At 63.1% G+C, this 22,029-nt stretch carries 22 protein-coding genes; 5 read left to right on the top strand and 17 right to left on the bottom strand.

Annotation, left to right across the window (positions count from 1 at the left end; all coding sequences use genetic code 11):
• The 6 genes from A5782_RS07325 to A5782_RS07350 are packed head-to-tail and all read right to left on the bottom strand — an operon-like array spanning position 1 to position 6,519.
• Positions 1-1,116 carry an MCE family protein gene (locus A5782_RS07325; RefSeq protein ID WP_067097238.1) on the bottom strand — a complete coding sequence of 372 codons (1,116 nt, stop codon included), beginning with the start codon at positions 1,114-1,116 and terminating at the stop codon, positions 1-3.
• Positions 1,113-2,159 carry an MCE family protein gene (locus A5782_RS07330; protein WP_067097241.1) on the bottom strand — a complete coding sequence of 349 codons (1,047 nt, stop codon included), beginning with the start codon at positions 2,157-2,159 and terminating at the stop codon, positions 1,113-1,115. Before A5782_RS07330 ends, A5782_RS07325 begins: the two co-directional genes overlap by 4 nt.
• Positions 2,152-3,231: an MlaD family protein gene (locus A5782_RS07335; RefSeq protein ID WP_067097244.1), complete on the bottom strand. Its 1,080-nt coding sequence runs from the start codon at positions 3,229-3,231 to the stop codon at positions 2,152-2,154. Before A5782_RS07335 ends, A5782_RS07330 begins: the two co-directional genes overlap by 8 nt.
• Positions 3,228-4,790 carry an MlaD family protein gene (locus A5782_RS07340; protein ID WP_067097247.1) on the bottom strand — a complete coding sequence of 521 codons (1,563 nt, stop codon included), beginning with the start codon at positions 4,788-4,790 and terminating at the stop codon, positions 3,228-3,230. The genes A5782_RS07335 and A5782_RS07340 overlap by 4 nt, the downstream gene beginning before the upstream one ends.
• Positions 4,791-5,648, bottom strand: a complete 858-nt coding sequence (locus A5782_RS07345; RefSeq protein WP_067097249.1) for an ABC transporter permease — start codon at positions 5,646-5,648, stop codon at positions 4,791-4,793.
• A 1-nt stretch (position 5,649) separates the two neighbouring features.
• Complete coding sequence (locus A5782_RS07350; RefSeq protein ID WP_067097252.1) at positions 5,650-6,519, bottom strand: ABC transporter permease; 870 nt, start codon at positions 6,517-6,519, stop codon at positions 5,650-5,652.
• 314 nt (positions 6,520-6,833) lie between these two features.
• Here A5782_RS07350 and A5782_RS07355 point away from each other — a divergent pair, with 314 nt between their 5' ends.
• A complete protein-coding gene (locus tag A5782_RS07355) occupies positions 6,834-7,463 on the top strand; it encodes a hypothetical protein (RefSeq protein ID WP_067097255.1) in 630 nt (209 codons plus the stop codon).
• Positions 7,454-8,209, top strand: a complete 756-nt coding sequence (locus A5782_RS07360) for an Mce protein (RefSeq protein WP_067097257.1) — start codon at positions 7,454-7,456, stop codon at positions 8,207-8,209. Before A5782_RS07355 ends, A5782_RS07360 begins: the two co-directional genes overlap by 10 nt.
• 25 nt (positions 8,210-8,234) lie before the next feature.
• On the opposite strand, the gene A5782_RS07365 is transcribed toward A5782_RS07360, so the two are convergent.
• The 6 genes from A5782_RS07365 to A5782_RS07390 form a co-directional block, all read right to left on the bottom strand.
• Positions 8,235-9,191: a dipeptidase gene (locus A5782_RS07365; RefSeq protein WP_067097260.1), complete on the bottom strand. Its 957-nt coding sequence runs from the start codon at positions 9,189-9,191 to the stop codon at positions 8,235-8,237.
• A 24-nt stretch (positions 9,192-9,215) separates the two neighbouring features.
• Entirely contained in the window at positions 9,216-9,779 is a 564-nt protein-coding gene (locus A5782_RS07370; protein WP_067097262.1) for an arsinothricin resistance N-acetyltransferase ArsN1 family B, read from the bottom strand.
• 42 nt (positions 9,780-9,821) lie between these two features.
• Complete coding sequence (locus tag A5782_RS07375; protein ID WP_067097265.1) at positions 9,822-10,259, bottom strand: SgcJ/EcaC family oxidoreductase; 438 nt, start codon at positions 10,257-10,259, stop codon at positions 9,822-9,824.
• The gene (locus tag A5782_RS07380; protein WP_369815600.1) at positions 10,256-11,605 is read right to left on the bottom strand and encodes an NAD(P)/FAD-dependent oxidoreductase; all 1,350 of its coding nucleotides are present in this window, start codon (positions 11,603-11,605) and stop codon (positions 10,256-10,258) included. The genes A5782_RS07375 and A5782_RS07380 overlap by 4 nt, the downstream gene beginning before the upstream one ends.
• Before the next feature lie 314 nt (positions 11,606-11,919).
• Positions 11,920-12,645 (bottom strand): esterase, encoded by a 726-nt coding sequence (locus tag A5782_RS07385; protein ID WP_067097268.1) that lies wholly within the window; start codon positions 12,643-12,645, stop codon positions 11,920-11,922.
• 109 nt (positions 12,646-12,754) lie between these two features.
• Positions 12,755-13,678, bottom strand: coding sequence for a DMT family transporter (locus A5782_RS07390; RefSeq protein ID WP_082942834.1), 924 nt, complete (start codon positions 13,676-13,678; stop codon positions 12,755-12,757).
• A 170-nt stretch (positions 13,679-13,848) separates the two neighbouring features.
• Between A5782_RS07390 and A5782_RS07395 the strand changes: the two genes are divergently transcribed.
• Positions 13,849-14,700: a LysR family transcriptional regulator gene (locus A5782_RS07395; RefSeq protein ID WP_067097275.1), complete on the top strand. Its 852-nt coding sequence runs from the start codon at positions 13,849-13,851 to the stop codon at positions 14,698-14,700.
• Between the two features lie 25 nt (positions 14,701-14,725).
• Here the strand turns inward: A5782_RS07395 and A5782_RS07400 are convergent, their stop codons facing one another.
• From A5782_RS07400 to A5782_RS07415, 4 genes are all read right to left on the bottom strand, one after another.
• On the bottom strand, positions 14,726-15,361 hold the full coding sequence (locus A5782_RS07400) for a TetR/AcrR family transcriptional regulator (protein WP_067097278.1): 636 nt from the start codon (positions 15,359-15,361) through the stop codon (positions 14,726-14,728).
• Positions 15,362-15,425: 64 nt separating this feature from the next.
• Entirely contained in the window at positions 15,426-18,293 is a 2,868-nt protein-coding gene (locus tag A5782_RS07405; RefSeq protein ID WP_067097281.1) for an RND family transporter, read from the bottom strand.
• The gene (locus tag A5782_RS07410) at positions 18,290-18,727 is read right to left on the bottom strand and encodes an MmpS family transport accessory protein (RefSeq protein ID WP_197694143.1); all 438 of its coding nucleotides are present in this window, start codon (positions 18,725-18,727) and stop codon (positions 18,290-18,292) included. The genes A5782_RS07405 and A5782_RS07410 overlap by 4 nt, the downstream gene beginning before the upstream one ends.
• 566 nt (positions 18,728-19,293) lie before the next feature.
• Positions 19,294-19,647: a UBP-type zinc finger domain-containing protein gene (locus A5782_RS07415; RefSeq protein WP_067097287.1), complete on the bottom strand. Its 354-nt coding sequence runs from the start codon at positions 19,645-19,647 to the stop codon at positions 19,294-19,296.
• A 164-nt stretch (positions 19,648-19,811) separates the two neighbouring features.
• On the opposite strand from A5782_RS07415, the gene A5782_RS07420 reads away from it, so the two are divergent.
• Complete coding sequence (locus tag A5782_RS07420; RefSeq protein WP_067097409.1) at positions 19,812-20,150, top strand: hypothetical protein; 339 nt, start codon at positions 19,812-19,814, stop codon at positions 20,148-20,150.
• Between the two features lie 99 nt (positions 20,151-20,249).
• Positions 20,250-21,146, top strand: coding sequence for an alpha/beta fold hydrolase (locus A5782_RS07425; protein ID WP_067097290.1), 897 nt, complete (start codon positions 20,250-20,252; stop codon positions 21,144-21,146).
• An 84-nt stretch (positions 21,147-21,230) separates the two neighbouring features.
• On the opposite strand, the gene A5782_RS07430 is transcribed toward A5782_RS07425, so the two are convergent.
• The gene (locus A5782_RS07430) at positions 21,231-21,908 is read right to left on the bottom strand and encodes a Crp/Fnr family transcriptional regulator (RefSeq protein WP_067097294.1); all 678 of its coding nucleotides are present in this window, start codon (positions 21,906-21,908) and stop codon (positions 21,231-21,233) included.
• Positions 21,909-22,029: the final 121 nt, after the last annotated feature.

Raw genomic sequence — 22,029 nt, forward strand, 5'->3', positions numbered from 1 at the left:
CTACTGCCCCATCGCCGAGAGACCGTCGAGAATGTAGGTCAGGCCGAAGTCGGGGCCGTAGTCTTGCAGTGTGCCTGTGCTGCAGCCCAGTTGGCGCAGGTGCATGAGGTTGCAGAGCTCCTTGGCGGACTGGCTGTCGGTGAGGGCCTTATCGAGCAGCCCGTGCACCCGTATCGCCCCATTGTTCTGATCGACGGTGTTGTAGAGGTTTTCCAGCGTCATGGGGAGCACATCGAGCATTTCGGACACCACGCGCTGATCATCGACGATCGTCTTGGCGACGGTGTCGCCGTTGCGCACGGCCTGCTTGAGGTTCTCCCGGTTCTGCTCGAGCAGCGTGGTGACTTCGTCGAGGATTCTGTTGATGGTACGTCCGGTGGTGCCGGTGCCGAACTTTTCGTCGGCGAGTATCTGGCTGAGATGGCGTGTCGTCGAGCCGAATTGACGCACTTTGGCGTCGTTGCGTGCGGCGGCCTCCGTTATCGAGCTCAGGTCGGTAATGATCGTGGTCAACTGCTCGCGGGTGGTCCCGCCCCGCTCGGAGCTGAGCCGCAGCGCGTTGGAAAGCTGGTCGAGAGCAGCCAGGATTTTCTTCCCGTTGCCGTCGGTGATGGCGACCGCGGAGTCGGTCAGGTCGGCGATGGGTCCACCCCCCTTTTCGTCCCCCTTCAGCGATTTGGACACCTTGTCGAGCATGTCGAGTACGCGATCGAAAGCCACCGGTGTCTTGGTCCGGGTGAGCCCGATCGTGTCGTGGTTCCTCAGTACCGGACCGCTCCGATAGGGCGGGGTCAGTTCCACCTGCCGATCGGTGAGGATGGAGGTGGTGATGGTGACCGCGCGGGCCGCCGCCGGGATTTTGACCTTCTTGTCCACTGTCAACTCGGCCTCAACGTAGCTGCCTTTCGACGTGACCCTGCTGACCTTGCCCACCGGCATGCCCAGAACCGCCACCACATTTCCTTCGTAAAGGCCGGCGGCGCTGTCGAATTGCGCGATCACCGTCATGGTATCCAGTCGTGATTTGACGTAGTGGCCGACTAATCCGAGGCCGACGGCGGCCAGCACCGCGACCGCGGCACCTACGGCGATGAGTGTGCGCCTGCCGGAGGTCATTTGCAGTCCTTGAAATACTGGATCATCTTGAATTCTTTGGCGCGCCCGCTGATGGCACACATCCATGAATCGATTGCGAGACCATTGGGAAGGTTGAACTCGACGACCGGTCCGTAGCCGGTGGCGTTGGTCAGGCCCCGCAGCGTCACCGGGGCGACCTGTAGGAGGTTGCGCAGCAAGTCGTCGTGCTGTCCGACCATGTTCGTCAGCTGGTGCAGGTTGGCGAACAACTCGTCGAGCATCGGCCGGTTGCTGACGACGACCTTGTCGAGTTGGTCGACGAGGTCGGTCAGTCCCGCGAACATCGCGTGAAAGGTGGCCTCGCGCGCCACCAGGTGCCCCAGCAGATCCTGCCCTTGATCCATCAGATGTCCGATGTTGGTCTGCTGGTGCCGCAGGGTATTGACCACTCGCTGAGTGCTTTTGAGCAGCGTGCCGAGTTGGCCTCGACGGTCGGCCGTGATCGTCGACAGCGTCTGCAGATTCGCGACGGCCTGCGGTATCAGCGGCGGCACGCCGCCAAGCTGCTTGCCCAGCACTGCGAGCGACTGCGCGAACTGGTCGGAATCGACCTGCTCGAAGGTGGTGGTGGCGTCTTCGAGTAGCGACTGCAGGTCGTAGGGCACCTCGGTGTGGGACAGGCGGATCGTCTTGGACGGCAAGGAGCCCGGGCCGTCGGGCACCAGCTCGAGATAGCGCGAGCCGAGGATGGTCATCACCTTGATCACCGCCCGGGTGTCCCGGCCCAGCGCGATATTCTCACGCACGCTCAAACCGGCTTCGACGTGATCGCCATCGAGCTTCATGCTGGTGACGTGTCCGACCTCGATGCCGGCGATGGTGATGGGGTTGCCGGGTCGCAGCGTTGCCGCTTGCAGGAATTCGGCGGTGTAGTGGGTGTAGCCGACACCGAGGAGCTTGATTCCCAGCGATACCGCGACAAGAACGGCGACCACCACCAGTCCCGCCAGCCCGAGCCAGGTCCTGTTGTATGACTCCAGCGGACGGCGCCGCGACCACCGGGCCTTCAGTGAATCAGCCATTAGCCATGTTTCTGCATCGCGGGGTATGCCACCCCATATTTTTCGTGGTGATCGGATAGGCGTTGCCCGGTGTGGCCGCGTTGACGATGAAAGTCGTGATGTCGTTGAGCTCCGGGAAGAAGCCGGTGGCGTTGAGGTCGCACGCGTAAGCATTGCCGTAGGAACCCTCGCTGACGGCTCGCGCAAAACCCTTGAGTAGCAGCGGGAGGTTGTCTCCGGTAAATGCGAGCTGAGGTTCGATGCCGGCCATGTGCTTGCTGAACCCCGGTTCTCGGGTGATGAGTTCGTTCAGCGAAGGATCCACGTCGTCGGCGATCGCCGAGAGCCGACGGGTCACCCGAGCGATTGAACCCACGGAGTCCTGCAGCGACGGGCGACGGTCATCGAAATCGGCTACCGCATCGCGTGTTTGGTCGAGCGCATGGTCGAGGTCGTCGTTTTGACGGGCGACGGTGTCGGTGACCTTCGTGAGGCTGCTGATGAGATCGCCCAGGGATTGATCGCGTGCGGACAACGTCCGGGTGATTGTCGATGTCTGCTCCACCAACAAGGGGATCGACGCCTGATCGCCTTGCAGCGACTGCAATACGCCCTTGGTCAGGTCGTCGGCGTCCTTGGCATTGAGCAGGGTGAACAGCGGCTCGAATCCGTTGAGCAGCTTCCCGACGTCAAAGGAAGGGTCCGTCTGCTGCACCGGTATCACGCTTGCGGCGGGAAGTCTTTCCCTGTTGCCGGTTTCGCCCAGCGACAAGCCCAGATACCGCTGTCCGATGATGTTCTGATAGGTCACCGATGCGACGGTGTTGCCATACAAGTGTTGATCGTTTTCGACGATGAAGGAGACTTTCGCCAGTTTGCCGGTGAGTTCGACGTTTTCGACGCGACCGACCCGCACGCCCGCCATCCGCACGTCGTCGCCGATGCGTAATCCATACGCGTCGGTGAATACCGCCGCGTACGGCGTGGTCGGACCGGCCACATCACGCCGAAGGGTGGCATACACCAGCCACGTCACGGCGATGGCGATCGCCATGAAGATCGACAGCCCGATCAGCGGTCCCCGTACTTTCATCTCGGGCCGCCCGCCAGCTGTCGCTGCCGTGGTTGCAGCGAGACCGCAGTACCGCGTGCTACCGGGCCGAGCAGCAACTGGGTCGCCACCGACGCCGGACGTCCTTGGCCGGTGATCAAGCCCAGTTGGTCGCGCTCGTGTTGGCTGCCAACCGGACCGACGTTGCCGCCGTATCCCGACGGGGCGATCGCACCGGGTGGGCCCGGGTTTGGTGTCGGCGGTGAACCGGGTGGTGGTGGCGCGTCGTCGGGATCGGCGGTTCCCGGAACTCGGGGAGTGGGGCCGATGGGCCACGGCCACCACGGCAATGGCGGATTGGGGTCTTGCAGGTTCGGGTTCGGGTTGTACAGCGGCGGACCGACCGCAACGAGGTTGCCGTCGGGTCCGATCTGGGTGCCCGGGGGCGGCGCCAGATCCGCGGGCGGGTGGTAGTTCTGCGGTAACAGAACCTCGGGCAGGTCGGGCCGGACGGCGATCGTCGGGGCCGTATAGCAACTCGGCCCCAGTAACTGGCCGTAGCGCGGGCAGTCGGCGCGGGTGTAGGTGTAGCTCGGTGTGAGCGACAGATTGACCCGCATGTTTCCCGTGTCGAGTTCGGGATCCCATACCTCTTCGAAGAACTTGTCCGACAGGCGGTTCAATCGGGTGAAGATGGGCACGAACTTGTCGCTGTGCAGGGCGAACACGCCCAGGACGGGGGTGAGGTGTTGCGTCATTTCGATCAGCTGATCGGTGTGGTTGTCGAACGCTTGCCGGCTGACCCCGAAGGTGTGGTGCGATCCGGTAACCAGTGATCTGAATTGCTCACGCTTTTCGGCCAAGGTCTGCATCGGTGTGACTGCGTCATGCAAGACATCGACCAGGTCGGGCGCGGTGGACTGCAAACCCCGAGTGGCATCCAGCAGCGCGGAGACGGTGGACGGTCCGGGATCCGCGGTAACGATCGAGTTGAGCTCATCGAGTACCCGAGTCATCTGCGCACCGGCGGTGAGCAGCGCGCCGCGCCGGTTGTTGGTAGCGGCCGCGACGGCCGCCAGAATTCCCACGCTGTGGTCCTCGCGGTCCCGACCGGTCGCGGCAAGGATGTCACGTAGTTTGCTGATCGTGGTCTGGAAGATCACCGTAGAAAGCTGCAGGTCTTCGGGGATGCGCGCCCCGCTGCGGATACTCGGGCTCGGCCCACCGTCGACGAGTTGCACGGACGACACCGCGAACACATTGCTGGGCACCACACGCGCGGTCACCGCGCCCGGAATGTCCCTGGCGTATTCCGGCTTGAGGTTGATGTGGACGTAGTTGGGCCTGCCGTACGTCGCTGGGACGACATCGTCGACGGCGCCCACGAGTAGCCCGTGATACTTCACATCCGAACGGGCGGGCAGCCCGTCGCCCACGTTCGTCAGCTCGGCGACCACACGGATGTAGTCATTGAGCCGTCCCGTGGACTTCAAGAGCAGGCTTCCCGTGATCAGCCCTGCGATCAACAGCACTGCCACACCCATGGCAAGCAGCTGTTGGTCGGAGGGGCCGCGACCGTCGAAATCTAATGAATTCGGCATTCAGCCACCGAATCTCGCGCCGGCGTCGATGCTCCACAGCGCCATGGTGAGCAACATGTTGACCATGATCACGACGGTGATGCTCGCCCGCATGGCATGCCCGGCGGCTACCCCTACGCCCTCGGGGCCACCTGCGGCGTAAAACCCGTAGTAGCACTGCACTGTGGACGAAAGCCACACGAAGACAACGCACTTGAGTACCGAATAGGCAATATCTTTAGCGCTGAGCATCATGGTGAAGTAGTGCAGGTACGGGCCGATGGATCCACCACTGATCACGCCCGCGACGACCTGGCACGTCAGATAGGTCACCGCGAGGCAGGCGATGTAGAGCGGGATCACCGCGATGACGGAGGCCATGAGCCGCGTCGTGACCAGGAACGGAATAGGGCGGATCGCCAACGATTCCAGGGCATCGATCTCTTCGGCGATCCGCATGGCGCCCAGCTGCGCGGTGAACCGGCAACCGGCCTGCATCGCAAAGGCCAGCGAAGCCATGATCGGCGCCAGCTCGCGCGTGTTGACCAGTGACGAGATGATGCCGGTCGCGGGACCCAGGCCGAGGAGGTTGAGGAAGTTATATCCCTCCACGGCCACCAGAGCCCCCGCGGTGAAGCCCAGCACCACCGCGACACCGGCCGTGCCCCCGCCGACCACGATCGAGCCGTTACCCCAAGCGATATTCGATAGCAGTCGCAGGAACTCCGTGCGGTATTGCCGCAGCACGGACGGCACAGCGAATACTGCGCGTCCGAAGAACACCAACATGTGCCCCAACCGCATGATTGGGATGGACCCCGCCCGATAGGCACCGACAATCGGTCGCGCCAAGACGGGAACGTAAGCGGAGGCCGTCATGTCAGAGCCCCGTCCTCGGGAACAGCGCGTTGTACAACTCACTGATTCCGACGTTGACGATCATCAACACCAGGATCGACTCCACCACCGCGGCGTTCACCGAGTTCGCGACGCCCGCGGGCCCGCCCTTGGTGAAAAGTCCTTTCTGACAGGCGATCACCGCCACGATCGCCCCGTAAATGACGGCCTTGAGCAGCGCGACGATCATGTCCTCGGTGGTGGCGAACGATGAGAATGTCGCCACGAAGCTCCCCGGTGCGCCGCGCTGGAAATAGACGTTGAACAGGTAGCTGGCCAAAAACCCGACAAAGCAAGTGATTCCCGTCAGACCGACACCAACCATGATGGCCGCGGCAAAGCGGGGCACGACCAGCCGGCGAATTACCGAGACGCCCATGACCTCCATGGCATCGGTCTCCTCGCGCATGGTGCGGGAACCCAGGTCAGCGGTGATGGCGGACCCGACGGCGGACGCCATGAGCACCGCGGCCACCAGTGAAGCGGCCTGACGGATCACCGCGAGTCCACTGGCCGCACCGGCGAGTGACGTCGCACCGACTTGGTTGGCCAGCAGGGCGAACTGGATGGATAGCGTCACCCCGATCGGCAGCGCTACCAAGACCGTCGGCAGCACCGCCGTAGCAGCCATGAATGCGCCCTGGCGGATGAACTCGACCCATTGGAAGCGCCCGGTGAATAGGTCGACCATGCAGTACTCAATGGTGCGTATTGCGAGGATGTACTGCTCGCCGAGGGTGTTGAGTGAGGCCAGTGGGTGCCGCACGACGTAGCCCGCGGACCACTCTTGGATAGTGGCCACGCTGTCGGGAGCGCGGTCGTCGTTCAGCGAGCGGTCGTCCTGGGTGGTCATAGCCGGATGCATCCCAAGGCGACCACTCGCAGGTGCCGATGTTTGTCGGTGAACGTTCGGTGTGCCCCCACGGGCGGCTATGTTAACCGTCGCTCAGCTTCTAAGGAAGACCCGACTTTTTCGAGTCGCGCCGATTCCTGTGCTTCGAATCGGCTCGCCGGGGCGCGGCGACCGGTGGTCACACCTGCAGTTGGCCCGATAGCGCCCCCTTGACGCGTTGCTGACTTCGCGAGAAGATCCCGTATCAGAGCATCGATGTTAACGGCAATTTGGAAACGCGGTTGCGGTCCGCTATTCGGTAGGCACGGGATATCGTGTTTCGTGGGGAAGAGCGGATGGATCTAACGAGGTTGCGACGGGCAGGTAGCGGCATGGCGTGCGCCGGGCCGGCACTCGCCGCCGCCATGGCGCTGTCCGGCTATGCCGCTGCCGATGCGGGCCAGCCCCCACCGCCGTTGCCGGTGTTCACACCGGCTCCCAGCGATTGGTCACCGAACTTCGACATCTGGCCGTACAGCACGTTCACGGCAAGGGTGACACCGGAGATGGTCGGCGGAATGTCCGATTCCTGCCAATGGTTCAAGTCGCAATTCGATCCGTTGATGGGCCAGATCAATGACTTCAACCGGTACCTGGGTGACCAGCATGACGACTACTCGATCGGCGGTGTGCAGGGGAATGCCCGGGCTGTGGTCATCAATATTGACCAGTCGACGGCGTTTCTGGCACCTCGCGTGAGGCCGCTGATCATCACCAATCAGCCCGACAACTTCGGCCCGTATTCACCGGTGTACGGCGGGGAATCGATGACCCACTTGGCATTTCAGCTCTCGCGGATCAGCGACAGCATCAAGAGAAAGGATCCGTCAGGAGTCACCCATGCGAACATCGTCTCGGCCACCGGCTGGGCGAACGCGCTTCGTGACTCCGGCGCATGCAACTGATGAACCATCACCCATCGCTACGAAGAGCCGGCAGTCCAGGAACATGGCTGGTAAGTCGCTTCCGCCAGGCCGCGGAGGGGATTGGAGATGAAGCGCCGCAACCTCCGGCCGTCGCGGCGAGCGAGGCCGACCAGTCCGGCGACGGCTCGACACCAGTCGGCGGGTCACCGGCCACGGACAACGACATGGTGGACGCAGCCGAGCCCGACGAGGCACCGGACCAGGACGACGATGGCACCGATGATCTGCGGACCGATGTCCGAAAAGGCCGGCGCGTCAATGTCATTCGCTGGGCCGCTGCCAGCGTGCTGTCCATCGTGCTCGCGGGTGCGGGATATGAGGGCTGGCTTCTGTTTCAGCAACACCAGAAGGATGTCGCCGCTGCCCAAGCACTCGATGCGGCAAAGAAGTACATCATCACATTGACCAGTGTGGACACCAACGCTATCGATAAGAACTTCACCGATGTTCTCGACGGCTCAACCGGTGAATTCAAAGACATGTACACAAAATCCAGTGCCCAGCTGCGCCAAACTCTCATTGACAACAAGGCCGCGGCGCATGGGAGTGTGATCGAGGCCGCGGTCCAGTCCGCCACCGAAGACAAGGTCGACGTTGTCTTGTTCGTCGACCAGTCGGTGAGCAATGGGACCGCGCCGGCGCCTCAGCTAGACCGCAGCCGGGTCAAGATGACCATGGAAAAGGTGGACGGTCGGTGGCTGGCCAGCAAGGTCGAGCTGCCTTGAAACTTTCGTCCCATCAGCGGTTTACTCAAGATCGCCAGGCTTGTCGTGCCACCCGGTAGAAGTTCCCACCCAGCACAGCCTCGATGTCGCCTGCGCTCCACCCCCTGCGCCGGAGGTGCTCGCCGAGCATGAGGAATGTTTCCGGGGGCATCCACTGGATAGGGCCCCAGCGGGTGTAGCTGTCGTCGAACAGATGTGGATTGCGCCGCAGTTCGTCGTTGAAATCGGCGGCGTCGAAGGAGAAGTCGGTGCTGACACCGACGTGCTCGATGCCGATCAGGCCGACGGCGTATTCCAGATGTCGTGTCATCGCTTCCCGGGTGGGTGTGTTGGGCCCCAGGAAGATGCCGACACCGGTGATGCCGACGACGCCGCCGGTTTCCGCGCACGCCCGTGCCTGATCATCGGTGATGTTGCGCGGGTGATCCCAGAGTGCCCGCATGCACGAATGGCTGTAAATGACTGGGCCGGTGGATACCTCGCACATATCGAGGCCGGTGCGCGCACTGCAATGCGAACCGTCCGGGACGACGCCGACGGCGTTCAGCTCGGCGACGACGGCGCGGCCCCATGCGGTCAGACCAGTATCGGTGTGGTCGAGGCAACCGCTGCCGGCGCGGTTCGCGTTGTTATAGGTCGGCAGCAGGGTGCGCACGCCGAGGTCCGCCAGCCTGCGTACATTGCCGAGATCGTCGTCCAGGGGCCGCGAGTCTTCCAGGTCGAACACCACCGCGATGCGCCCCGCCAGTGCCACCGCGTCCACATCACCGAGAGTGGCCGCCAATTCAAGGTCGGGGTGGGCAGCGATCGCGGCACGGTAGTGGCGCAGGAGCGCCATGGCGTCGCTGAAGCTGTGGGGTGAGTATCCCGCGTTGACCGAAAGCAAAGTGCCGGCGCCCCGTTGGTAGCGAGTCAGCGGGCTGATGTCGGTATCCGCTGTGAGCGGTAGACATGTGTGCTGGTCCCACAGTGGTGTGGTCATCGGTATGAATTCTTTCCTGGACCGCTATCCGGTGTTGGCTGCGAGCGCGGCGTCGATGGTCTTTGCGGACAGCTGGGACCAGGGCAGCGGCTGCCGCGGGGCGGGGGGCGGGTCGACCAGTCGGCGATGCCACCAGCCGACGTCCCACCACGTTTCGTGCTTGAAACCCACGCCGTTGAAGATGCCGACGCGTGTGAAACCCAGCGCTTCGTGCAGTCCTACGCTGGCGGGATTGGGCAGCGCGATACCTGCATAGGCATTGACATAGCCCTGCGCGACAAGCAGATTGAGCAAAGCAGCGTAAAGCCGGCGGCCGTGCCCTTGGCGGTGGATCGATTCGTCCAGGTAGAGCGACACATCTGCACACCAACGGTAGGCCTCCCGCGCCCGGTGCGGGCTCGCATAGGCATACCCCTTGACGCACTCACGATCGGTGACGACCAGCCATGGCAAGCGGGCAAGGGTGTCGGTGATCCTCGACCGCATCGTCTCAACATCTGGGGGCGTCGCTTCGAAGGAAATCGCGGTGTCGCGGACGTAGGGCAGATAGATCTCCGCCACCGCACCTGCGTCCTGCGGCGTCGCCATTCGTACCCTCATGACCACACAACGCTAGTCGGGCGGCAATGTTCAGGAAAATAACTTGGTCATGAGTTTTTCAGCGAGCCGCCGGTGGGTGGTGTTCTGCGAGGCGGCAAGTCGCCAGCGGCCGTCCGTCCGCACGGCGACACTGGTGTTCACCCGGGCATTGCCCTTATTGCGGCGTCGTGCCGCTCTTACCACCGACGCGTTCGCGTGGACCAGCGCGACGTCGACTGTGAGAAACCGGACCTGGGTGATGTCTATTCGCAGCTGTGTTCCCTTGAGGAGCTTTCTGAACAGGGGAACATACGATGCCGCGATCGCGTCACACCCCTTGTGGTGGCTCCCCAGAAAGGTGATGTAGTCGGCGTCCGCGGTGAAGACCCCGGCGTAGACCGCTGGATCGCCTGCGGCCCAGCCTCTTACCTGCCGATCGATGAGCGCACGAATGGCTGCCTCGTCGGCTCGCTGGTCGCCGTTTGTCACGATGCCTCCCGCACCCGTTCACGTTGATCGGACTTATGGAGTCGGGCGAACCGCCGCCGCACGTTGGCGCGAAGGATTCGGAGAAGTAGCGCGGGATCCTGCAGTCGCGTCGGTGGGTCGATGAGGTGGCTGACCCGCAGCAGAAGTTCGGTTACGGCGGTGTCGCAACCGGCGGCATTCAGCAAGGCCCCGACGAATTGGCCCCGCAACCGCTGGCGCAGGGATCGTTTGCGGCCAGCCGACGGGCCAGCATCGTTGGCCTCATTCCGTGCCCACGTCGGCCCGATGTCGCGTGCCGCGACATGAAAGAAGCGCTGAGCCAAGTCCGCAACGCCGCCACGCAGACAGTCGCGTAACGCGAGCGCTTGCACAGCCGCCATCGTCATGCCTTGTCCGTAAATGGGATTGGGACTGCACAAGGCATCGCCGATGACCAGTAACCCGTCTGGGAAGCTCGGCATCCGGTCGTAGCGCCGCCATATGGCCGCGGGGTTACGGTATGTGGCGATCTCCCCAACCGCGTGAGCCTGGCGTAGTCCGTCCATGATTTCCCGGGGCAATGCGGCAGCAGCCAGCCCGAGCATTGCGGCGAAATCAGCCGGCGCCCCACCGGCCTCGACGGTACGGCCGACCGCGAACATCCACGTGTCGTGCTCGCAGGCCAGCAACAGGCCGCCCGGCTTACCTCCGCCACCTAGGTTGAAGACCACCATCTGCTTGTCGATGCAGCCCTTGGGCATGGTGAGCAGTTGACTTGAATAGCCCAAGGTGGCGGTGGACCGGGTCTCGGGCGGCCGCCCATAGCCCAGAGCGTCCAGAAACGCGGGCGTGTGGGCCGCCCGGCCCATGGCGTCAACGACCAAATCAGCTGGCAGGTCGGACACAGTGCCGTTGTCGCGACGCATGATTCGCACACCGGTGACCACGTCTCCGTCGGCAAGGGGCTCGACCACGTCGTGGCCATCGAGAACCACCACATTGGACAGGCCGGCGACGCGACGGCGCACATGGAACTCCACGAACGGCCGGCTGGCCAGGCATAACGTCACCGCCGCCGGATCGGCGAATTTGCCCGAACGTTTGAGCTCGTAGCGGCCGACGCGCACATAAAACCGCGCCAGGTCCCCGTCGGTGACGACGACGGCACCCGCGGCGCCCAACTCGTCGATCACGCCGGGAAACAGTTCGGCAAGCACTTGCGTGCCGCGCCCCAGGAACATGTGCACGTGGCGCCCCTGCGGTACGCCCTTGCGGTGAGCCGGATGGCCGAGGAATGTGTCACGCTCTACCACGCTGACTGAATCGTAGAACTCCGAAAGCACCCGTGCCGTAAGCAAACCCGCCATTCCGGCGCCCAGCACGACGGCGTGCTCACCCACCGGGCTCACGGCACGCGCCTCCGCCGTGAACACGCGCCAATGCGCTGCGGCGTGAGATCCATGCCACAGCACCATACACGAAGGATAAGTAATTGTTAAGGATATTAAGGATTCGATAAGACGGACTCGACAGGGTTCGATGGGAAGCTGTAGCGGGCCTTGCCTACGCGGGGGGAACGTCACATGGCGCGACGGCGCCGTTCGTGGGCGCTGACAGGCAGTCCGACGCATAGTCGTTGCACGACAACGGTGTCCGCGGTGCTGGGCGGTGTAGCGCCCGGTTATGCGATGTCGGGACTGATCATCGACGCAATCGCGCTGCGCGGCACCGATACTTGGGTAGCCTCCATCGCCGGCTGTAGCGCGTTCTGGTCGAAGAAGAACACGATCGCATCATTGGTGACCGCGAAACTCTGGTAGCTCGTTGACTGGAGTCCGGTGGCCGGCGGAATCGATACGGTCGCCCGATACCGGTCGGCCAGGGTCTTCTGCACGATCGGCAAGATTGCCTGTAGCGGTTGAGCTCCCGGCCGGAACAGCGCATCGAAGGTGATCGGTTGCTGATTGGCCAGGTTGTAGTTGAAGGACTTGTACCACACCAAAGGGTGAACGGCGCCGAGGTTCTGGTGGATCTCGGTGACTACCGACTGCGTACCCGTCGCTTGCGGACCGGAGCTGTATCGGGTTCCAGAAACCCTCAACGCCGTCGGCGATTTCAACGAGTTCATTGGTCCACGGGCGTTGATGAAGTCATCGTCGGCCTTGGCTAAATAGCCGATCATGGCCTGCTCATCGGGGTAGTTAGCGGGAAACACCATGCTGATGTCCGACAGTGGGCCTACGGCATCGAAGTGGCACATTTGATTCGCATCGACGCTCGCCGGGTCGCACAATTGCGCATCCGCGCTGGCCACGGCGGGACAAGTGAACGCGGCTGCCGATACAAGGCCTGCCACCGTCGCCGCTACCCACCGTGATCCGATAGGACCGCTGTCAGAATTCACCACGCCTCCGTTGACTATTGCGCAGGGTGCATTGTCACAGATCGGCAGGCGCGGATGAACGGATGGTGGACGAGCTATTGGCAACGCCTCTGTGCGGGGGACGTTCGCGATCTCATCTCGGTGCGCCCTGGAGCCCGACCTGCGGCAGTGGCGCGGTGGGCGTGCTGCCCCTCGCGGGCCGACGCCGGCCGGATGCCCTGGTGTTGATCCAGCATGCGAGCCCTCCCAGCACCAGGCCGACCGCAATACCCGCGTCGGGACGTTGGTCCAGGATGATCCACGACAACACTCCGGCCACCGCGGGAATGACGGCGAACAGCATCGCCACCGCCGTCGCGCCATGGGTGTTGATGGCCCGCACGTAGAGGCTCACCGCGAGCGTGGCGTTCAACAGCACCATGCCACTGACGGCGATCACTGCCTTGACGCCGTCGTGCACGGTGAACGGCGTGACGATCGCGAGCGCCGACGCGGGTATCAACCCCACGGCATTTTGCAGGGCACTCATCACCCGAAAGTCGACGCCGGTGCAGAATCGCTGTTGGTAGACACCCCCCGCCGAAAGGCCCAGCAGGGCAATGACAAGCAATACGATGACCGGGTCGGCGCCGTGCGTGCTCAGTAGCCTCCGAGAGCAGGCGGCTAACACCGCGACAACGCCGAGCACCAGAGCAACCGCACGCAGCGGACCGAGCGGTTCCCGCAGGAACATCGCCGCCAGGATCGCGGTGGCCACCGGATTCATGGCGACCACCACTGCACACAACACCGCCGGCGCTCCGAGCTGAACGGCCTCATACAGGCAGCAGAACTGAACGCCCTGGATCAGCAGACCGGTCACCAGGACGTGGCCGAATTGCGTTCGTCCGGGCCGGGGGGCCTTGGCCAGCATCGACCAGATCGCCAGAATCGTTGCGGCCAAACTGAACCGCAGCACCAGGGCGGCCATCGGTGTCATGGCAAATACCGCCAGCGTGCCGATGGGATATCCGAGTGCGTAAAAGAACGTCACCGCCGTGGCGGTGGTCACTGGCATGCGCGGCAGAGCCATGCCACCCATGTTCGCTTGACCGACCGACGCAGTCCAACGATTATTGGCGATCATGATTGATCACATCGCCTTATCGGACGCCCCCCCAGGGCAGTCGATCTCGCGCCTTGAGGTTGACGATTGATCAGACGTGCCGATCGGATTAGAGTGCGCCTATGGCCCAGGTGCTCGACATCGCGCCGTTGCGCAGTCTCGTCGCGGTTGCCGACTGCGGTGGCTTCCATCGTGCCGCCGCCGCCCTTCACCTCAGCCAGTCCGCGGTCAGCCAGCATCTGCGCCGAATCGAAGCTGTGGTCGGCGAGCCGATTGTGCAACGCTCCGGGCGTGGGGTCGTGTTCACCGAGGTCGGCCAGAAGGCGCTGCGGCATGCCCGCACGATTCTGGCCGCGCACGACACCGCGCTCGACGACCTGGGCGCGACCGAACACAAACTCCTCACGATCGGCGCCACCGAGCACGGCGCTGATGTCATGCTGGCCGGCCTGTCCCGCGTGTTGCGGGAGCGGCTTCCCGACCGGCGGGTGCGCTTCCGGCTTGACCGCAACGTGTCGCTGGCGGACTCGATCGATCGCGGCTTGGTCGATCTGGCCATCATGCTCGACGGAGCGGGCCTGGATCGCGCTCACGCGTCGGGACTCGTGCGGTTGCAATGGATTTCAGCGCGCACGCTGACGATTTCGCCGCGAGACCCGTTGCCGCTGGTGATTTTTTCCGAGCCGTGCACGTTGCGCGAGCCCGCTTTCGCAATTCTGGAGAATCACCACATCGAGTATGAGATCGCCGCCGAGTGCAGCGATCTGTCCGGCCTCTACGCGGCGGTGCGTTCTGGGCTCGGAGTAGCGCTGCTGCCGATGATCGGTAAGTTTCCCGATGGGCTCAGCCACGCCGAGGGACTGCCGTCCGCCAACAGCGCCTCGATACTGGTACGCGGCCGCGCCGGCATCGACCCCGAGCTGCTGGGCACCATCGACAATGCGGTACGCGACCTGCTGGCCGCCGCAAGCTGAACCGGCGGTCGGGCGTCCGATCGCCTCACCGCTTCCTGACGTCGCGCTCGCCGTCTGGCATCTGCACGGCGGGAAGAATCAGCGTATCGATCACTTGTCGTATGAACTTGGCGTCGACGCTCTGTCCACTGATGACGCGTAGTAGGCCCATTGCGGTCAGGACGTCAGCGATCAATGACCAGTCGCGGGTGGCGGAGATTTCGCCGCGGTCTGCGGCACGAGACAGAACGGCCGACAGCACACGCCTGCCCTTGAAGAGAATCAGGTCATCCAACGCGGTGGCGAGTTCGGGGTCGTGCGCGGCCTCCACGGCGACTCGCAGCACGAGGTCATTGGTAATCAAGGAGTTGTCATTGCGCTTGGCGCGCTTGACAACGGCGTCGAGGTCACCGTCCAGACTGCCGGTATCGGGGGCGTCATCCTCGAGCAGATCGGGTCGCCAATAGACGAGAGCGTCGGTCATCAAGGCGGCTTTCGACGACCACCGTCGATAAATTGCGGCCTTGCCCACACCGGCCCGTGCCGCAATGTCGTTCATGTTCGTCGCGTCGTAACCGTGCTCGGCCAGTGAGGCCAACGCGGCGTCGAGGATCGCGGGGTCGCGGGAGCGGTCCAGCCGCCCCTCGGTGCGCTGTCGAAGTTTCGATTCGGGCTCTGCCATGGGTCCTGGGCTGTCAATCAACAACGTCGTCGTGGACAGCTTGGCAGACCGGCTGGTATCGGTTTCACCTTGTGGCCAGTTGTGGAATCGGCGCCGTATGCGCGTCCTCGTTCCGATCGGTCTTCCTCGTCAGGCGGATAGTGTTGATCGGCCACCAGAACCAATGCCCCAACGCAGCGGCGATCGACGGGGTCATGAAGGACCGCACGATAAGGGTGTCGACCAACAGACCCAATCCGATCGTGGTGCCGAGTTCTCCGATCACCCGTAGTTGGCTGACGATCATGGAGGCCATGGTGAAGGCGAATACCAGCCCGGCGGCGGTGACGACGCGGCCGGAGGCGCCCATGCCGCGGATGATTCCGGTGTTGAGGCCGGCGGGGATTTCTTCTTTGAGCCGGGAGACCAGGAGCAGGTTGTAGTCCGATCCCACGGCCAACAGGATGACGACTGACAGGGGCAGCACGATCCACTGCACACCGAGTCCGATGAGGTCTTGCCACAGCAGTACGGACAGACCGCACGCTGTACCCAGCGACGCGGCCACCGTGCCGACGATGACCAACGCGGCGACCACGCTACGCGTGATGAGCAGCATGATCGCGAAGATCAGTATCAACGCGGAGATCCCGGCGACCAGCAGGTCGATGATGACGCCTTCTTGCATGTCGGAATACATCGATGCCGTTCCGGCCAGATACACCTTCGAGCTCTCCAGCGGAGTTCCCTTGATGGCATCGGCGACCGCGTCTTTAACTCCCGCGACGTGCTTGATTCCCTCAACCGAGGCGGGATCACCCTGGTGAGTGATGATGAACCGCACGGCCGTGCCATCGGGGGAAACAAACATCTTCAGCCCGCGTTTGAAGTCAGGGTTTTTGAAGACTTCCGGCGGCAGGTAGAAGGAGTCGTCGTTCTTGGCTTCGTCGAAGTATTGCCCCATCAAGGTAGAGCCCTCGGCCCCCTCCTGCTGGTGGGCTTGGATCCCGGCCATCGTGCTATGCGTGGACAGCATGAAGTCGCGCATCGTCTTCATCGTGTCGATCATTTTGGGGAAATCGGCCAGCAGTTGCGGCATCAATCGATCCAAACGATCGAGATCCACTGTGAGGCCGCTGATTTGGTCAGCGAGCTCATCGATGCCGTCGAGCGTATCGAAGACTGACCGCAGCGACCAGCACACGGGAATATCGAAACAGTGCTTCTCCCAATAGAAGTAACTTCTGATCGGCCGGAAGAAATCCTCGAAATCCGAGATGTGATCCCGTAATTCATTGGTAGTAGCCACCATGTCATGGGTTCTGCCGACCATGCTGTGCGTCGCCGCTGTCACCTGCTGCATGACGCCGTACATGTGCTCCATGGTGGCGATCGTTTTGCTCAGTTCATCAGCCTGCTCGAGCATGTGGGCCATATTGTCGTTATTGAACTTCGCCGTCTGTAGGGTCGCCGAATTCTGCATCGCGATCTGGAACGGGATCGAGCTGTGCTCGATCGGCGCACCCAACGGCCTGGTAATGGTCTGGACGCGTTCGATACCGCGAAGGTGGAAGACGCTCTTGGCGATTCGATCGATGACGAGCATGTCGGCCGGGTCGCGTAGATCATGATCGGCTTCGACCATCAGCAGTTCAGGGTTCATCCGGGCTTGGGAGAAGTGCCGTTGCGCCGCCGTCATTGCGGCGTTGGCGGGCATGTTTTCGGGAGTGAATTTCTGGTCATCGTAGTTCGGCACGTAGGTCAGCAGGCTGATGAATCCGATGACGGCTATAGCTGCGGTCACGACGATGATCGGCTTTGGCCAGCGCACCACGGCGGTGCCCACTTTGCGCCAACCACGTTCGTCGACCGCGCGTTTGGGATCGAACAGGCCGAACCGCGCCCCGAGCGCCAGTACCGCCGGGGCCAGGGTCAGTGCCGCGAACACGATAACCAACAGGGCTATCGCGCAGGGCAATCCCATGGTCTGGAAATACGGCAGCCGGGTCGCCGTCAGGCACAAGCAGGCACCCGCGATCGTCAGACCTGAGCCCAGGATGACGTGCGACACGCCATGATAGGCCGTGTAGAAAGCCTCCTCGCGGTCTTGGCCCAGGGATCGGGCTTCGTGGTAGCGGCCCAGCAGGAAGATCACGTAGTCGGTTCCGGCGGCGATGCTGAGCATGGTGATCATGCTGACGGCGTAGGGCGTGAGCCCGATGATGTTGAGGTTGCCCGCGGTTGCCGTAACACCTTGGGCCGCAAAGAGCTCGATGCCGATCACCACCAGGCACAGCAGGGTTGTGACGATCGACCGATAGACGATCAGCAACATCACGAATATGACACCGATGGAGACCAGCGCCATCGTCGCCATGCTCTTATGCCCGACAACGCTGGTGTCGGCGTTCAGCACGGTGTTGCCGGCCACATACGCCTTGACACCCGGCGGCGCAGGCGTGTCCGTGACGATCTTGCGCACGGCGGCGACCGACTCGTGGCTGGGAGTGGTGCCTTGCGCACCGTTGAGGAAGACCTGGACATAGGCGGCCTTGCCGTCCGGGCTTTGCGAGCCGGCAGCGGTCAGGGGGTCGCCCCAGAAGTCCTGAACATTTTGCACATGCGCGTGGTCGTCTTTGAGTTTGCTGACGATGTGGTTGTAGAAGTCGTGCGCGCTGTCGCCGAGCTTGTCTTTTCCTTCCAGGACCACCATCGCCGTTGAGTCCGTGTGGAATTCGTTGAACTTGTCGCCGATGTGCATCATCGATTTGAACGCCGGCGCGTCTCGCGGCGTCATCGGCACCGAGTGCTGGGACGCAACGTCGTCAAGGGAGGGCGAAATCACGCCCAGGGCGACGGCAACGAACAACCATCCCAGGGTAATCGGCAGCGACAGGATGCGGATGAGCCGGGGGATGACCGCGCGGCGGGGCTTCAAATGCGGGTTGCTCATACGGATTTCACCAAGCAGTAGATGAACGGTTGGTAGTCAGTGGTGTTGCGGTCGTCGCGAACCTGGTCGTCGACGATGACACGACACCGCAGGGCATGTACCTCTGTGCTGCCCTGGGCGACTATGTTGGCCGACATCGACGGCAGCGTGGTCACGACGGTGAACGACCACGGCAGCGGGGCGGAATCGACGAGGTGCGGCTGACCGTTTTCGTCGAGGTAATTGGCGTTCACCGTGCCGCCTGGGGTACCGGTTATCTCGTAAGTGATGTGTTTCGGGTGGAACGGTTTGGTGTTGTCGCCACCACCCTCGCCGCTCGTTACGCCACCGTGCGAGCCGAACGTGTCACGGATGCGGACAACGGCATACGCGCCCACCGTAATTACGACGACAAGAAGCAGGGGCATCCATGCCCTTCGCAAAGCGCTCAGCATCCGCTGCCTCCTTTTCACCCTTCGCAGCCAGCGGGAGCGCGCAACGGAGCGCAACCGCCTAACGCCACCACAGAAGATAAACGGAACTCAAGTTCCGTGAGCCGGTCGTCGAGAACTGTACAGCATGCCCCGGTGGACTTCTCGTCGGAGCCAGGTCGCGAAATGCCTCGCTTTCGCCGGCGGGACGACAAGTCGACCCGGCGCCGGGTCGGCTCCACAGGCGCGGCCGGGAGCCTTTGGCCTGATGATGACTAGAATTGTTTTCTCCCAACGCTTTCCGATTGAACGTCCGGCCGGTTCGCCGACTCCGTGACGTGGCTCGGAACAACGGTCGGATCATGGGCGTAAGCGCAGGCCCAGGGGATACTCGTGCTGTCGGCCGCGGTCCTGGGCATAGGAACGTATCAGGTTGGACGACAGTGTGATACGGCTGCCAGCTGTGGCCGCCGGTTCGCGGGTGGAACCTGCCAGCGAACTGTTACCAGCACCGTCCCGTCCGCCGGATAACAGCCTCGTCAGCCAGGGGTTTCACTGGATGAGAACGCCAAAGCGGCCGGCTCACCTCGTCAGCCGTCTCGATGGCGGAGCAGCTCGAACCAGTTATGTGGCACCCGTCCGCGCGGCCCGGGAACGGACTGATCCTCCGGACGGCACTCGGGCGGCGCGAGCCCGGGACCCTCGTAGTAGTCGTTGGCCTCGTAGTTCCAGAACCAGTCCTCGCCGGGCTCAAACGATCGGATTATCGGATGTCCGGTCTGCTGCCAGTGTTTGGTCGCATGGCGGGAGAGCGAGTCGTCGCAGCAGCCGATGTGCCCGCATGCGGCGCAACGCCGCAAGTGCACCCACCAACCAGCGGTCTCGTCACACTCGACACAGCCCATACCGCTGGGTGGCACCGACGGGTTGACAGGAGCAGTCATCAGCGCCCTCTTCCTCGCTCATGGCAACGGCTAGAGCATCTGCGCGGGGATGCTACCTCCATGTCGAACGGCCTGGCATCATGTTGAATTCCGACGGTCGACTAATCGCTGGAATTTGCTGCGATACTTTCCACGTGGAACCTGACAATCTGGGCCGCCTCCTGATGCGCGCCGCGCCTGTTTTCAATGCTCCGGTGGCCGCGCTGGCCGATTCCCGTCGTTTTGGCAGAATGCTCAACCGCAACATTACGACGCTGACCTACACGGGCCGACGCTCCGGACGCACATTCCGCATCCCGGTGGCCTACCGGCGTTCGGTGGGCGACATCGTCATCGGCGTCAGCATGCCTGCGGCGAAGACGTGGTGGCGGAACTTCCTGGACACCGGCGGAGCCCTCACGTTGCGATTTGACGAGACCGATCGGGCTGGACATGCCGTCGCCAAACAGGACGAAAAGGGACGCGTCACCGTCACGGTGCGGCTCGCCGAGGCGCACTCTTGAATTTCCCGTTTCCCGTCCAGATGAGCCGCTGTTGGTTGCCTCGCGCGAAAGCTGCATCAAGGCAAGGTATTTGAATCCTCGACTACGGAGGTCGAAAAACTGTTTTCCCGTTCGCATCAGATACCGACTACGCCATCCTGGTTCACCACAGCACTCGATCAAAAGCCGGACCACTGTGACGTCGAGGTCGACGGTTGCCGCATACATCTGCGTGTCTGGGGCGCTGCCGACCAGCCTCCGGTGGTGCTTGTCCACGGTGGCGGAGCGCACTCAGGTTGGTGGGACCACATCGCGCCGTTCTTTTCGGGCACCCACCGGGTGATCGCGCCGGATCTGTCGGGGCACGGCGACAGCGAGGCCCGTACCAGTTACGACGTGCGAACCTGGGCAAGCGAAGTGATGGCAGCCGCGGCGGCCGCAGGGCCCGCTGGGCGACCGACCATCGTCGGCCACAGTATGGGCGGCTGGGTCGTATCCACGGCGGCGATGCACTACAGCCCGCAGATCAACAGCATGCTGGTGATCGACTCGCCGTTGTGGGAGCGTGCGCCGGAGGAAGGGCGACTGCGCAGGCACCAACACACCCGCTACCGGACGAGAGATGAGATCCTGGCCCGCTTTACGGCCGTGCCTTCGCAGGAGCTGATCCTGCCCTACATCCGGCAGCACATAGCGGCCGAATCGGTGTGCAAGACCGACGAAGGATGGATTTGGAAGTTCGACCCGGCGATTTTCGGCGGTGAATTTCTCGAGCCGACGCCCGCCGACGAGGAATCCTTGGAGACCATGCTGGGCGCGATGCGTTGCCGCGTAGGGTATTTGCGCTGTGAAGCCGGGCTAGTGCCTCCCGCGATGGCCGAACGGATCCGTTCGCTGCTTCAGCTTCGTGGCCCCTTCGTGGAGCTGGCCTTGGCCGGCCACCATCCCATGCTCGACCAACCGCTCCCCCTGGTCGCGACGTTGCGGACGCTCCTGGAGTTTTGGTCGATCACCTAGGACGCGAACTGGCCGGTCTCCCAAGAGAGCCCAGCTTGCTGAAATGCCCAGTGCCGGTGCGTGACCGGTAGACTCGCGCGGGCGTCAGGCCCTTGCGCGGTGGGCCAGCTTCGCGGGTTGGTCGATGATGAGGGCCTTGCCTTGGTGCCGGATCCATCCGCGTTGGGTGAAGTCTGATAGCGCCTTGTTGACGGTTTCGCGCGAGGACCCCACGAGTTGAGCGAGTTCCTTTTGCGTGAGATGGTGCTCGACAAGCACCGAACCCCCGTTACTCGTGCCGAATCGCATTGCCAGATCGAGGATTTGCTTGGCCACCCGGGCGGGGACATCGGTGAAGATCAGGTCGCACAGAGTGTTGTTCGTATTCCGGAGTCGGCGTGCCAGCACCCGTAGCAGCTGCTCCGCGATTTCGGGACGTTCGGCAATCCATGTTCGTAACGCGTGACGGTCCATCCTGACGGCTTCCACCTCTGTCAGGGTGATCACCGTCGAGGTTCGTGGGCCGGGGTCGAACAGCGCTAGCTCACCGAACACATCCCCGGGGCCCAGCACCGCAAAGACGGTTTCGCGACCGTCTGCCGTCTGATGGCGGATCTTCACCGCGCCCGACAAGATGACGTAGAGGTCGTCACCCGGCTCGCCTTCGACGAAGACGGTGCGCCTGCGCGGGAAGGATACGTGCTGCAGGTGGCGAGCCAACGCATCGACCGCATCAGGGGCGATCCCCTGGAAGATGCCGGCTCGCGCCAATACTTCGTTCACGCCGCCCCTTTCAACGCGTTTCGCACGGCGTTGCGCGCACTAGGCGCTGCTCCGGTGTGGGGCGTCTTAGCTCGCGGTCCAGACTTTACACCAGCGGCGATATCCGTAACATAGCCGGTCA

This window comes from Mycobacterium sp. 852002-40037_SCH5390672, from assembly GCF_001665875.1.
GTDB lineage: Bacteria > Actinomycetota > Actinomycetes > Mycobacteriales > Mycobacteriaceae > Mycobacterium.